15 protein-coding genes are annotated in these 13,095 nt (G+C 71.5%); 3 read left to right on the top strand and 12 right to left on the bottom strand.

The features are described 5' to 3' along the window. Window position 1: 1 nt before the first annotated feature. The 7 genes from AC1PME_RS11670 to AC1PME_RS11640 all read right to left on the bottom strand — a co-directional run bounded on the left by AC1PME_RS11670 (window position 2) and on the right by AC1PME_RS11640 (window position 5,770). Window positions 2-877, bottom strand: a complete 876-nt coding sequence (locus tag AC1PME_RS11670) for an alpha/beta hydrolase family protein (RefSeq protein ID WP_481095969.1) — start codon at window positions 875-877, stop codon at window positions 2-4. Beyond that, window positions 874-1,683 (bottom strand): bifunctional hydroxymethylpyrimidine kinase/phosphomethylpyrimidine kinase, encoded by an 810-nt coding sequence (thiD, locus tag AC1PME_RS11665; protein WP_307550794.1) that lies wholly within the window; start codon window positions 1,681-1,683, stop codon window positions 874-876. Before thiD ends, AC1PME_RS11670 begins: the two co-directional genes overlap by 4 nt. 246 nt (window positions 1,684-1,929) lie before the next feature. Further along, window positions 1,930-2,598: a YoaK family protein gene (locus tag AC1PME_RS11660; RefSeq protein WP_307550793.1), complete on the bottom strand. Its 669-nt coding sequence runs from the start codon at window positions 2,596-2,598 to the stop codon at window positions 1,930-1,932. A gap of 84 nt (window positions 2,599-2,682) precedes the next feature. Further along, complete coding sequence (locus tag AC1PME_RS11655) at window positions 2,683-3,132, bottom strand: hypothetical protein (RefSeq protein WP_254461414.1); 450 nt, start codon at window positions 3,130-3,132, stop codon at window positions 2,683-2,685. A gap of 38 nt (window positions 3,133-3,170) precedes the next feature. Then, on the bottom strand, window positions 3,171-4,571 hold the full coding sequence (locus tag AC1PME_RS11650) for a PhoH family protein (protein ID WP_481095968.1): 1,401 nt from the start codon (window positions 4,569-4,571) through the stop codon (window positions 3,171-3,173). Window positions 4,572-4,653: 82 nt separating this feature from the next. Then, a complete protein-coding gene (locus AC1PME_RS11645) occupies window positions 4,654-5,133 on the bottom strand; it encodes a peroxiredoxin (RefSeq protein WP_254458182.1) in 480 nt (159 codons plus the stop codon). A 61-nt stretch (window positions 5,134-5,194) separates the two neighbouring features. After that, window positions 5,195-5,770 (bottom strand): glycine cleavage system transcriptional repressor, encoded by a 576-nt coding sequence (locus AC1PME_RS11640; protein WP_087943489.1) that lies wholly within the window; start codon window positions 5,768-5,770, stop codon window positions 5,195-5,197. A gap of 166 nt (window positions 5,771-5,936) precedes the next feature. Here AC1PME_RS11640 and dapA point away from each other — a divergent pair, with 166 nt between their 5' ends. Next, a complete protein-coding gene (gene dapA, locus AC1PME_RS11635) occupies window positions 5,937-6,845 on the top strand; it encodes a 4-hydroxy-tetrahydrodipicolinate synthase (protein WP_481095967.1) in 909 nt (302 codons plus the stop codon). A gap of 17 nt (window positions 6,846-6,862) precedes the next feature. Further along, window positions 6,863-7,387, top strand: a complete 525-nt coding sequence (locus AC1PME_RS11630) for a hypothetical protein (protein ID WP_481095966.1) — start codon at window positions 6,863-6,865, stop codon at window positions 7,385-7,387. 410 nt (window positions 7,388-7,797) lie between these two features. Here the strand turns inward: AC1PME_RS11630 and fdxA are convergent, their stop codons facing one another. The 5 genes from fdxA to AC1PME_RS11605 all read right to left on the bottom strand — a co-directional run bounded on the left by fdxA (window position 7,798) and on the right by AC1PME_RS11605 (window position 11,789). Further along, on the bottom strand, window positions 7,798-8,121 hold the full coding sequence (gene fdxA / locus AC1PME_RS11625) for a ferredoxin FdxA (RefSeq protein WP_017909525.1): 324 nt from the start codon (window positions 8,119-8,121) through the stop codon (window positions 7,798-7,800). Between the two features lie 75 nt (window positions 8,122-8,196). Further along, window positions 8,197-9,096, bottom strand: a complete 900-nt coding sequence (locus AC1PME_RS11620) for a 2-dehydro-3-deoxygalactonokinase (protein WP_481095965.1) — start codon at window positions 9,094-9,096, stop codon at window positions 8,197-8,199. Next, entirely contained in the window at window positions 9,093-10,016 is a 924-nt protein-coding gene (locus AC1PME_RS11615; protein WP_481095964.1) for an SMP-30/gluconolactonase/LRE family protein, read from the bottom strand. Before AC1PME_RS11615 ends, AC1PME_RS11620 begins: the two co-directional genes overlap by 4 nt. Before the next feature lie 4 nt (window positions 10,017-10,020). Next, entirely contained in the window at window positions 10,021-11,172 is a 1,152-nt protein-coding gene (gene dgoD, locus AC1PME_RS11610) for a galactonate dehydratase (RefSeq protein WP_481095963.1), read from the bottom strand. Then, window positions 11,169-11,789: a 2-dehydro-3-deoxy-6-phosphogalactonate aldolase gene (locus AC1PME_RS11605; protein WP_481095962.1), complete on the bottom strand. Its 621-nt coding sequence runs from the start codon at window positions 11,787-11,789 to the stop codon at window positions 11,169-11,171. Before AC1PME_RS11605 ends, dgoD begins: the two co-directional genes overlap by 4 nt. Before the next feature lie 281 nt (window positions 11,790-12,070). Here AC1PME_RS11605 and AC1PME_RS11600 point away from each other — a divergent pair, with 281 nt between their 5' ends. Then, window positions 12,071-13,033 (top strand): LysR substrate-binding domain-containing protein, encoded by a 963-nt coding sequence (locus AC1PME_RS11600; RefSeq protein ID WP_307550773.1) that lies wholly within the window; start codon window positions 12,071-12,073, stop codon window positions 13,031-13,033. Window positions 13,034-13,095: the final 62 nt, after the last annotated feature.

Below are 13,095 nucleotides of genomic sequence, written 5' to 3'. Positions count from 1 at the left end.
TTCACCGACCCTCGGCCAAGAGCGCCGCGGCCACCGCCGTGGGCCGCTTCATCCAGGCGAAGTGGTCGGCGGCCACGCCCAGCTGCGCGGCATCCAGGCGGCGGATCTGCATCTGCGGTGCCGGTGCGGCGAGTTTGTCCAGCAACCCGCGCAGCGAGCTTTCCGGCGCCAGCCAATCGTCCTGCAGCACCACGCCGCGCACCGGCAGCGCCAGTTGCGCCAGACGCGCTTCCAGATCGGTGGCCAGGCCGGCCGCGGCGTAGCGGCCGCTCCGGCCCACGCGCGCCCAGTCGGCGATCAGACCCCGCGCCTCGGTGCCGCCGAAGCCCAGGCGGCGGCCGTGCAGTACGCCCTGGCGCTGCGCCAGCCACGGCAGCAGGCGGTACGCCAACGGCAGCAGATAGCCGCGCGGTGCGGGAAAACGCCGCCAGTATGGCGTGCCGCTGGCGACCAGCCACAGCGCGGCGAAGGCCTGCGGCTGTAGGCTGGCGTAGCAGCAGGCGAGCTGTCCGCCGAGGCTGTGGCCGCCGACGAGCAGCGGCGGCGCGATGCCGGCCGCGGCGATCGCCGCCTGGCTGGCAGGCAGATCCAGCTGCAGCAGGGCGCGATAGCCCCAGTCGCACTGCCGCGACGGCCGCAGCGCACTGCTGCCGTTGCCGCGCCATTCGTGCAGGAACACGGCGACGCCGTGCGCGGCCAGCGCTTCGGCGAACGGCAGGTAGTGGCGCGCGGCCACGCCCAGCGCCGGCAGCCACAGCAGCGCCTGCCGCGGCGCGGCGGGAACGCGCGCCAGCAAGGTCCAGCGATGGCCGTCGGTCGCGGCGACGGGCAGGGCGTGCTCGGCGATCGCCGTCGCGCTGATGGGGGCCGCGCTCATGGGCCGCGCGCCGCGCCGAAATGGTCCAGCACCGCCACGTCGCCGCGGCCGGGCCGGTAGCTGCCGCGCAAGGCGCGCGCCACGTAGTCGATCGCCGCTTCGCAGGCGGCCGGCAAGGCCAGGCCCTGGCACAGCTGTGCGGCGATCGCCGCGGCCAGGGTGCAGCCGGTGCCGTGCGCGTCCAACGCCAGTCGCGCATGGCTGAACTCGCTGCGGCTGACGCCATCGTCGTAGCGGTCGATCACCCGCTGGCCTTCCCGCAAATGGCCGCCCTTCAGCAGCACCGCCTGCGCGCCGGCCTCGAGCAGCGCCGCGGTGGCGTGCTCGGCGTCGTCGGCGGTGTCGATCGGGCGGCCGAGCAGCAGTTGCGCTTCCGGCACGTTCGGCGTCACCAGCGTCGCCAGCGGCAACAGGCGGCTGCGCAGCGCGTCCAGGGCGTCGTCCTGCAGCAGCGTGGCGCCGCTGGTGGCCACCATCACCGGGTCCAGCACCACCCATGGCGGGCGGTACTCTTCCAGTGCATCGGCGACCAGGTGGATCACCTCGGCGTTGGCGAGCATGCCGAGCTTGACCGCGCCGATGTCGAAGTCGGCGAAGCAGGCGTCGATCTGCGCGCGCAGGAACGGCAGCGGCGGCACGTGCACCGCGGTGACGCCGCGGGTGTGCTGCGCGGTCAGCGCGGCCACCGCCGACAGCCCATGGACGCGGTGCGCGGCGAAGGTCTTCAGATCGGCCTGGATGCCGGCACCGCCGCCGGAATCGGTGCCGGCGATGCTCAGCGCGGAGACGACGGTGGGTTCGCTCATGCGCCGATTGTGCAGGGCTGGCGCGGGTTATGCACTCGCCGGCGCGCGGTGCCGGTCATCGCTGGCAGGCGTCGCGCGGTAGGGTGCCAGCGCGCGTGGCGGGCGGCGGCCACGTCCCCGGCTCGAGTGCCGCTTGCGCCGGCGCCGATACCGCGTCATGCGCCTGGAACGTGTGCGGCGCAGGCCTGCCCGGTGGCGCATCGGTAATCCGCACCGCGCCGGGCGCCGCCTTGCGCGGGCCCGCCTTCAGCGTTCGCGGTTGCGGTAGTGCGCCTGCAGCGCGTACAGGGTGCCGACCGTGCCGGTCAGCAGGGCCGGTCCCAGCAGGGCGTCGAAGCCGACCTGTCGGTAGGCCCACGCGCCGAGCACGCCGCCGCACAGAAAACCGCCGATGATCAGCAGGCTCAGGCGGATGCGCCGGCGCGGCAGCGGCAGGCCGTGCAGCGCCTGGCCCAGGCCGATGCCCAGGTCGGTGAACATGCCGGTCAGGTGGGTGGTGCGCACCACCGCGCCGCTGTAGACGGTGGTGGTGGCGTTTTGCAGGCCGCAGGCGATCGCGGCGAGCACGGCGCCGGCCAGTTGCTGCTGCTTGAACGCCTGCATCGCCGCCAGCAGCAGCAAGGCTTCCAGCGCCAGCGCCACGCCGTAGCGGCGGCCCAGGCGCAGGCGGCTGTCCTGCACGATGAAGCCGCCGAGCATCGACCCGCCGAGGAAGGCCAGGACCACGCCGGCCAGTTGCGCGATGGCGCGCGCGTCGCCGTCGGCCAGGGCCGCGCCGAGCAGGGTGGTGGTGCCGGTGAGATGGGTGACCGCCTGGTGCTCGAAGCCGAGATAGCCGACCACGTTGACCATGCCGGCGACCGCGGCCAGCGCGCCGGCGAAGGCCCAGGCCCAGCGTGGCAGTTCCAGGTTCATGCCGTGCGCAGTGCGGCCGCGGCGCGGCCGCCGCGGTGTGCGGCGGCATCGGCGTGCCGTCGTGGGCGCCTGCCTGCGGCCATCTCAGCGTGCGCCGTTGACCGCGATCTCGGAGAAGCGGGCGCTGGCCGGGTCGTAGACCGCGCCCCAGAAGCGGCTGCCGCCGCCGCAGGCGCGGACCGCGTCGACCGCGGGGTCGCGCGCGCTGCTGTCGTCCGGCGCGAAGGCGTTGACGTAGATCGCCTGCTTGCCGCGGTACAGGATGCCGACGTACTGGCGATCGGACGCGCTGGGGTCGGCGATCTGCGGCTGCAGTTGCGCCAGGTGCGCCTCCAGCGCGGCGATCTGTTCCGGGGTCGGGATCCAGTAGCCGCTGACGTCGCCGTCGTGGTGCGCCGGGCTGTCGCGCGCGCAGGTGTCCAGTACCTGCGCGGCGGTGCTGTTGCGGGTGACGATCCACGACTGCCCGGCCTTGACCGCGGTCGGCACGGTGGCCGGCCCGCGCGCGGTGGCGCAGGCGCCGAGCAACGCCATCGCCAGCGCCGCCCCGGCCAGGCGCGCGCCGGCCGCGGTCACAGGACCTCCGAGGCGTAGTCGGCCAGGCGCGAGCGCTCGCCGCGGCGCAGGGTGATGTGCGCGCTGTGCGGCCAGGCCTTGAAGCGGTCCGCCGCGTAGGTCAGGCCGGAGGTGGTCTCGGTCAGGTACGGCGTGTCGATCTGTTCGACGTTGCCCAGGCACACGATCTTGGTGCCGGGGCCGGCACGGGTGATCAGCGTCTTCATCTGCTTCGGGGTCAGGTTCTGCGCTTCGTCCAGGATCAGGTAGCGCGACAGGAAGGTGCGCCCGCGCATGAAGTTCATCGAGCGGATCTTGATGCGGCTGGCGAGCAGGTCGTTGGTGGCCTGGCGGCCCCAGGTGCCGCCTTCCTGGGTGTGGGTGAGCACTTCCAGGTTGTCGGTGAGCGCGCCCATCCACGGCGTCATCTTCTCTTCCTCGGTGCCGGGCAGGAAGCCGATGTCCTCGCCGACGCTGACCGTGGCGCGGGTCATGATGATCTCGCGGTAGCGCTGCTGGTCCATGGTCTGCGCCAGGCCGGCGGCCAGCGCCAGCAGGGTCTTGCCGGTGCCGGCGGTGCCGAGCAGGGTGACGAAGTCGATTTCCGGGTCCATCAGCGCGTTGAGCGCGAAGTTCTGTTCGCGGTTGCGTGCGGCGATGCCCCACACCGCGTGCTGGCCGCTGCGGAAGTCGTCGACCAGCGCCAGGGTCGCCTTGCGCTCGGCGTTGACCTTGACCACGCGCAGTTCCACTTCGTCCTCGCCGGGCAGGTACAGGTACTGGTTCGGATACCAGTCCTCGTCTGCGGCCAGGGCGATCTCGTAGCAGGTACGGCCCTTGTCGCTCCAGCTGCGCAGGTCCTGGTTGTGCTTCTGCCAGAAATCCTCCGGCAGTTCGATCGCGCCGGTGTACAGCAGGCTGAAATCGTCGAGCGCGCGGTCGTTCTCGTAGTCCTCGGCGACCAGGCCGCTGATCGCGGCCTTGATCCGCAGGTTGATGTCCTTGGACACCAGGATCACCGGAACCTCCGGGTGCTCCTCGCGCAGCGCCAGCACCGCGGCCAGGATCTTGTTGTCCGGGGCGACGCTGCCGAAGCTGCGCCCCGGCTCGACCGGACGCACCTGGAAGTACAGCCGGCCGATGCTGCCGGTGCTCTTGAGCTGGATGCCCTGCGGGTGGCTGAGCGGAATGCCGGATTCGATCTGCTCGGCGCCGGCGCCCTCGATCAGCTCGTTGAGGAAACGGCTGACCTGGCGCGCGTTGCGGCTGACCTCGGACATGCCCTTCTTGGCATTGTCCAGCTCCTCGATCACCTGCATCGGCAGGAACACGTCGTGTTCCTCGAACTTGAACAGCGCGGTCGGATCGTGCATCAGCACGTTGGTATCCAGCACGTAGATGCGCTTGCCTCGGGTCATCGTGGATTCCTGGAAGAGGAGCAGGGACGAACCATCGCTGCCTGCGGGGCAGGGCGATGCGGGGTACGGGAAACGGCAGTGGTCACTGCTGGGCGGCGGCCTGCAGCGCGTCGAGCACGGCCTGGGCGTGGCCGGGGACCTTGACCTTGCGCCAGCTGCGGACCAGTTGGCCGGTCGGCGAGATCAGGAAGGTGCTGCGCTCGATGCCCAGCACCTGGCGGCCGTACATGTTCTTTTCCTTGATCACGTCGAAGGCGCGGCACAGCGCTTCGTCGGCGTCGCTGACCAAGGCGAAGCGGAAACCCTGCTTGGCGCAGAAGTTGTCGTGCGACTTCACCGAGTCGCGCGACACGCCGAGCACGGTCGCGCCGGCCTGCTCGAACTGCGGCAGCAGCGCATTGAATTCGATGCCTTCGGTGGTGCAGCCGGGCGTGCTGTCCTTCGGGTAGAAATACAGCACCAGCCAGCGGCCGGCGTAATCGCCGAGCGTGGCGCTGGCGCCGCCGGACAGCGCCAGCGGCAAGGCCAGCGTGCTGCGCTCCAGGGTGTCGCCGTCCTTCATCGGGTGTCCTCCGCGTGCATCGCCATCATCTGCGTTCGATTGCGTCGGTGTCCAGCGCGGCTCAGAACTTCATCGGGTCCATGATCGCGTCCAGGTTGAGGTGGTCGCAGAACTCGAGGAAGTCGTCGCGCAATGCGGCGATGTGCATGTTCGCGGGCACGCCGATCGTCACCTGCGCCGAGAACATCTCCGCGCCGGTCTGCATGGCGCGGTAGCGCGTGCTCTGCAGGTTCTCGATGGTGATGCCCTGGCGGTCGAAGAAGTCGGCCAACTGGAACAGGATGCCCGGTTTGTCGGCGGCGATGACTTCGACGATATACGGCAGCAGGTTGGACTGCGCCTGCTTGGCGCCGGTGCGGTACCACACCAGCTTCATGCCTTCCTCGCGGTCGAGGCGGGTCAGCATGGCTTCCAGCTTGGCCACCGAGTCCCACGAGCCGGTCGCCAGCGCGGTCACCGACACGTCGCGGCCGACGGTGGCAAGGCGCGCATCGACCAGATTGCAGCCGCTGTCGGCGATGCGACGCGTCACCGGCAACAGCGGCGACTCCGGATGCGTCGTGTAGGCGTTGATCAGGAGGTGGTTTTCGGTCGGCGCGGGCCGGGGCGTGGTGTCGGTCAAAGGGGCTTCCGGCATTGCGTAAGGCTGAACGGCATCCGGGCGGTTGCCCGGCATGGTGTGCAGCATACTTGCCCGCGCTTTCGGGCCGCAAGTAACATGCGGGGCGACCCTGCCTCGCGTGCGGGGTCGAACCGTCCGCGCGCCCTGCGTGGCCCTCATCTCCCAGCGAGCACCCGGCATCTTGTCCCTCTCCGGCATCATCACCGCCCTGGCCACGCCCTTCCAGGGCAATGGCGACCTCGACCTCGACGCCTGGCAGCGGCTGCTCAAACGCCAGCTCGACGGCGGCGTGCAGGGGCTGGTGGTAGCCGGCTCGACCGGCGAGGCGGCCACGCTGCTGGACGCCGAATACGACCGCATCCTGCGCGAGGCGGTGCAGGCGATCGGCGGGCGCGTGCCGGTGCTGGCCGGCACCGGCCTGTCCGGCACCGCCAAGACCGTGGCGCTGACCCGCCGCGCCGCCGCCAACGGCGCGCAGTACGCGCTGGTGGTGACCCCGCCGTACGTGCGCCCGACCCAGGCCGGCTTGATCGCGCATTACACGCAGGTCGCCGAGCAGGGCGGCCTGCCGGTGGTGCTGTACAACGTGCCCGGCCGCACCGGCTGCGACCTGCTGCCGGAGACCGTGGCGCAGCTGGCGCAGCACGCGAACATCGTCGGCATCAAGGACGCCAGCAGCGACCCGCAGCGCATCGCCGCGCTGGCCGCATTGCGCAGCGACCGCTTCGCCGTGCTCAGCGGCGACGACGGCAGCGCCGCGCAGGCGATGCTGGCCGGCTTCGACGGGCTGATCTCGGTGGCCTCCAATGCCTTGCCGCGCGCCTACCGGCGCCTGTGCGACCTGGCGCGCGCGCGCCAGGCCGAGCCGGCGCAGGCCTGGGACGCGCGGCTGCAGCCGTTCCATGCGTTCTGCGGCATCGAATCCAACCCAATCCCGGTCAAGGCGCTGCTGCAGCGTGCCGGGATCGGCCAGGGCCTGCGGCTGCCGCTGCTGCCGCTGTCCGCGGCGCACCACGCCACGGCCGACCGACTTGCCGCCGACGCTGTCGCGTTGGAAGACCTATCCAGCCGCGAAACGCTCGCGGCCTGACCCCAGGAGATTGATTGATGCGTGCTTCCGTTCCCTACGTCCGCGTGCTGTCGGCCGCCGTGCTGGCGACCACCATGGTCGCGGCCACCAGCGGTTGCAGCTGGTTCCACAAGGGCAAGCCGCGCGGCGACTACGCGCTGGCGCCCGAGATGCGCCCGCTGGAAGTGCCGCCGGATCTGACCACGCCCGACACCTCGGCGGCGATGAAGGTGCCGGCGCTGGCCTCCACGCAGCGTCCCGCGGCTCCGGCCGGCCAGGCGCCGGCGGCGTCGAACAGCGGCTTCGTGGTGCCGGGTGCGCGCGAGCAGGTGTTCGGCCAGGTCGGCGACGCGCTGGGGGCCATTCCCGGCGTGACCATCGCCAGCCGCGCGCAGCTGCTGGGCTCCTACGACGTGGCCTACGAGGGCAGCAACTTCCTGGTGCGCGTGGTGGCGGTGGATGCCGGCGTGTACGTCTCGGCGGTGGACCCGCGCGGCCTGCCGGCCAACGGCGAGGCGCCGGTCAAGCTGATCGCGGCGCTGAAGGCCAAGCTGGGCCACTGATCCGGTTGCGGTCCGGCGCGTGCGCCGGACGCAATGCGGTTCCGAATGCGAAACGGGCGCCTTGGGCGCCCGTTTCGTTTGGCCAAGATGCGGCTTCGGCCGCCAACGTTTCGCTTGGGCATCTCGGTCGCGGCTGAAGCCGCTCCTGCGACCGCGTCATGGCGGTGGATGCCGGTGTACGTCTTGGCGGTTGATTGCGCGGCCTGCTAGCGGTGAAGCGTCGGTGGCGTTGGCGGCCAAGGCCGAATCCCATAGTGGTTTATGGATCGGAGCCCGGCTTTCCGCGCTCAAAACGCGAAACGGGCGCCCTGGGGCGCCCGTTTCGTCTTTTGTAGGAGCGGCTTCAGCCGCGACCGCGTGTCCCCGGGACATCCGTCGCGGCCGAAGCCGCGCCTGCGGCCGTCGCGCGGTTACTTCTGCAGCAGCGGCAGCTTGTTCGGCTTGCCGTCCCACTCGGCGGCGTCGGGCAGCGGTTCCTGGCGCGTGGTCAGCACCGGCCAGGCCTTGGCCAGTTCCGCATTGAGCGCGACGAAGCCTTCCTGGCCGGCCGGCACGTCGTCTTCGGGATAGATGGCGTTGGCCGGGCATTCCGGTTCGCACAGGGTGCAGTCGATGCACTCGTCCGGATCGATCACCAGGAAGTTCGGGCCGGCGTGGAAGCAATCCACGGGGCACACTTCCACGCAGTCGGTGTATTTGCACTTGATGCAGTTTTCGGTGACGACGAAAGGCATGGCTCGATCCGGCGATTAACCCGGAGATTCTAATGCAAAGCGGCGGCCGCGCGGGCCTTGGCCGGCGCGCGCGGCTCAGCCGGCGAGGCCGCCGTGCTGCTGCGCCAGCCGGTACAGGCCGCGCGCGGCCAGGTCCTCCGGGTGGGTGCGCACGCTGCTGCCGAGCGCGGCCAGCGCATGCGCGTAGCGCGCCAGCAGGCCGCTGCCGCCAACCAGGTGCACCACCGGCGGCAAGGCGGCGTGCGCGCGCAGTTCGTGGCCGATCAGCAGGCCGGACAGGTAGGACGGCGCCGCCGCGGCGCTCAGGCGTTCGAACAGGCCCAGGCTGCGCACGCCGAACAGATGGTGCAGCAGCCCGCCGGGGTCGCCGCTGCGTTGTACGCCGGCATCGAACGCGGCCGCATCGAAGGCGCCGTCGTCGGCGTCCATCAGCCGCGCCAGCAGGCTGTGCGTGCGCAGCAGCGCGTACAGTTCGCCGGTCATCATCGTCGCCAGCGAGGCGATGCGCCCGTCCTGCAGCGTCACCCACTTGCTGTGGGTGCCGGGCAGGCAGACGTGGTGGACGTCGGCGCCCGGCGATTGCGCTGCCAGCTCTGCGAGCAGGCCGATCAGCTGGGTCTCCTCGCCGCGCATCACGTCCGGCACGGCAGCGGCGGCGCTGGCCACGCCGGGCACGAACCACAGCGTGCGGCCGGGCAGGGCCGGATCCTGCAGCGGCTGCATCGCCGCGGCCAGCGCGGCGGCGTCGGCCGGGCAGGGCGCGTACGGCAGTTCGATCCAGCCGTTGCGGCTGCCGATCATCCCGCACAGGACGACGTCGCCGTCCCAGCCGTCGATCAGCGCGGCCAGGGTCGCGGCGAAACGGCCCTGGCAGGCGGCGATGCCCTGGTCGCTGCGACGTTGTTCGAGGATGCCGCCATCGGCGTCGAGCCGATAGCCGCGCAGGCTGCTGGTGCCCCAATCGACGACGATCATGCGCTGGCGATGCGTCCTTCGGGCAGGCCGGCGATGCCGACCGCGGCGACGTACACGCCGCCGGCCTGCGGCGTGCGTGCCAATTCGTCCTCGCTGTGATCCTGCCGCGAGGTGCTCAGGTACAGGGTGCCGCCGTCGGCGCCGCCGAGGGTGGGACAGGTGGGGTGCTTGACCGGCAGAGCGACGCGGCGCTCGACGCTGCCGTCGGGGCGGTAGCGCACCACCTGCCAGGCGCGCCATTGCGCGTTCCACAGGTGGCCTTCGGCGTCGACGATGGCGCCGTCCGGCTCGGCGCCGGGGTGGTCCAGCTCGGCGAACACGCGGCTGTTGGCGGTGTGCGCGGTGTCCGGGTCGTAGTCGCAGCACAGGATGCGCGGCTGCACCGAATCGCAGTAGTACAGGGTGCGGCCGTCGGCGCTGAAGCAGATCGCGTTGGGGATGGCCACGCCCGGCAGCGGCAGGCGGCGCAGGCCGTGGCGCGCCGACCACTGGTAGAAGCTGCCGACCGGTGCCTGGTCGGCGCGCTCGCTCATGGTGCCGAACACGAAGTTGCCGTGGCGGTCGGCGCGGCCGTCGTTGCTGCGGGTGTCGTCGCGCTCCGGCTCCACGTCCGCCAGGTGTTGCAGCGGCAGCGCGCTGTCGGCGTCGGCGGCGGCATCCGGATCGGCGGCGTACACGCCCTTGGCCAGCGCCAGCAGCAGGCGGCCGTCGTCGAACAGGCCCAGGCAGCCGGGGCGGTCGGGCAGGTCCCAATGCCGGCTGACGTTGCTGGACGGATCGTGGCGCCACAGGCGGCGGCCGCTGATATCGACCCAGAACAGCACGCCGCGACGTTCGCACCACAGCATGCCCTCGCCATGCGCGCAGCGGCTGTCCACCGCCAGGGTGGCGGTGTGGCGGGCGGGGGACGCGGCGGTCATCGGCTCACCACTCGGCGATGCTGCCGTCGGCGTGACGCCAGATGGGGTTGTGCCAGTCGGGTGGGTTGGCGTTGGCATGGCGCAGGCGCTCCTCGTCGATTTCCACGCCGAGGCCCGGTTTGGGCAATGCGGCGATGCTGCCGCCATTGTCGCAGGCGAAGTCGTCCTTGTTGAGCACGTAGTCGAGCAGGTCGGCGCCTTCGTTGTAGTGGATGCCGATGCTCTGTTCCTGCAGCACCGCGTTGTGCGAGACGAAGTCCACCTGCAGGCAGGCGGCCAGCGCCACCGGGCCGAGCGGGCAGTGCGGCGCCAGGCCGACCTCGTAGGCCTCGGCCATGCTGGCGATCTTCAGGCATTCGGTAATGCCGCCGGCGTGCGAGAGGTCCGGCTGCAGCAGCGACAGGCCGCCGGCCTGCAGCACCGGCTTGAAGTCGAAGCGCGAGAACATGCGTTCGCCGGCGGCCAGCGGGATCGGCGTGGACGCGGCCAGCCGCGGGTAGTACTCGGCCTGCTCGGGCAGCACCGGCTCCTCGACGAACAGCGGCTTGAACGGTTCCAGTTCGCGCAGCAGCACGCGCGCCATCGGCGCGGCGACGCGGCCGTGGAAGTCGATGCCGAAGTCGATGGCGGTGCCGAACGCCTCGCGGATCTGCGCCACCTTGGCCACCGCCGCATCGACCGCGCGCGGGCCGTCGATCAGCTTCATTTCCTCGGTGCCGTTGAACTTGAAGGTGTCGAAGCCGAGGTCGCGGTAGTCCTGGATCTGCGCGATGGTCGCCGCCGGGCGATCGCCGCCGACCCAGCGGTAGGTCTTCATGCGGTCGCGCACGCGCCCGCCGAGCAGTTCGTACACCGGCACGCCCAGCGCCTTGCCCTTGATGTCCCACAGCGCCTGGTCGATGCCGGCGATGGCGCTCATCAGGATCGGGCCACCGCGGTAGAAGCCGCCGCGGTAGAGCATCTGCCAGATGTCGTTGATCCGCGCCGGGTCCTTGCCGATCAGGCTGTCGCCGAGTTCGCGCACCGCGGCCTCGACGCTGCGCGCGCGGCCTTCGATGACCGGCTCGCCCCAGCCGGTGATGCCTTCGTCGGTCTCGATCTTCAGGAACAGCCAGCGCGGCGCGGCGTGGTAGGTGGTGAGACGGACGATCTTCATGCGCGGTCCAGATAGGCGTGGCGGAAGGCGGCGGCGTGCGCCTGGGTCTGTGCGAGCGACTGGCCGGGGCGGTACAGCTCGCCGCCGATGCCGGCGCCGATCGCGCCGGCGCCCAGGTAGTCGTGCAGGGTCTCGGTGTTGACGCCGCCGACCACGAACAGCGGCACCTGCGCCGGCAGCACTGCGCGCAGGGCGCGCACGTGGCCGGGGCCGTAGGTCGCCGCGGGGAACAGCTTGAGCATCTGCGCGCCGGCATCCAGCGCGTCGAACGCCTCGGTGGCGGTGGCGAAGCCGGCCACCACCTGCAGGCCGCGCGCCACCGCGTGGCGGATCACCGGCGGGCGCGTGTTGGGGGTGACGATGAAGCGCGCGCCGAGGTCGGCCAGGGCGTCGACCTCGCCAATCTGCAGCACGGTGCCGCCGCCGATCCAGCAGTGCTGCCCGAACGCCTGCGCGGCCGGGCCGATGCTGTCGGCCCAGCGCGGCGAGTTGAGCGGGATCTCGATCGCGTCGTAGCCGGCATCGGCCAGCGCCCCGACGTGCGCCAGCGCGTCCTCGGGGGTGAGACCGCGCAGGATCGCGATCAGCGGGAGTCGAAACGGGGAGGCGGCGGACATCGGAGTACCTGGGGAAGCGGCAGTGACGGAGGCGCCCGGCCAGCGCGGCGCAGCGGCGGGACCGGACGGCGGCGGCCGCGGTCCGCGCCCGTGCGTCGGCGCGCTGGCGCCAACCCGGCTGCCTTCGCTGCCGACGGGCGGTGCCCGACGGCGGCGACGCCAGCGGGGGGCGCGATGGGCGGTTAGCCTGCGCGCGTGAGCTATGCTCTGCAAATGAAATTTTAGGCATATTCTATTCCGCCGCCGAATAGGCGGCGCCGCCCTCAGGACGCCTGCTCACGATGAATGCTTCCGCCAACCCCTGGTTCAACGCCGCGCGCCTGAAGACCCGGCACCTGTTGTTGCTGCTGCAGTTGCACGAGCATCGCTCGGTGCTGCGCGCGGCCGAGGCGGCCAGCATGACCCAGCCGGCGGCGTCCAAGCTGCTGGCGGAAATGGAGGACCTGCTGGGGGTGAAGCTGTTCGAACGCCACGCGCGCGGGGTCGAGCCGACCTGGTACGGGCAGGTGCTGATCCGCCGCGCACGCGCGGCGATGTCCGAAATCGGCCGCGCCCAGGAGGAGATCGCCGCGCTGTGCGAAGGGCGCATGGGCCAGGTCTCGATCGGCACCGTGGTCAATCCGGGCACCAACCTGGTGCCGCAGGCGATCGCCGAGGTCAAGCGCGAGTTTCCCGGCATCCTGGTGCGGGTGGAGATGGACTACAGCCGGCCGCTGGTGGGCAAGCTGCTCGACGGCCAGCTCGATATCGTGATCGGGCGCATCCTCGGCCCCTACGGCGCCGAGGCGCTGGAGTTCGAGCCGCTGGCCGACGAGCCGCACTCGGTGATCGCCCGCGCCGGTCATCCGCTGTCCACCCGCGCCGATCTGCGCCATGCCGACCTGGCCCGCTACGGCTGGGTGCTGCCGCCGGCCGACAGTGTGCTGCGCGCGCGCCTGGACGCGATGTTCCTGGAGCACGCGGTGCCGGCGCCGCAGAACGTCATCGAGACCTCGTCGCTGCCGGTGATGACCAGCCTGCTGCGCGGCAGCGACCTGCTGGCCGCGCTGCCGGCCGAGGCGGTGGCGCCGTACGTGCAGGCCAAGCTGCTGACGGTGCTGCCGATCGCGCTGGGCGTGCGCATGGAATCGTTCGGCATCGTGCGCCGCCGCGACTATCTGTTGCCGCCGGGGGCCGAACGCGTGTTGCTGGCCTTGCGCAACGCGGCCAAGCGGCTGTACCCCGAGCGCGCGGGGAGTCTCTGAGCGAGGTTGCCGCAGACGCTGCAGACGCACGCGCTCATGCCGAATCCGCTGCCGTCACCATG

The organism is Xanthomonas sp. NCPPB 901 (assembly GCF_056725085.1).
Note: the sequence above shows the minus strand (reverse complement) of the source record. Positions and strands in the feature narration are given on the sequence as shown.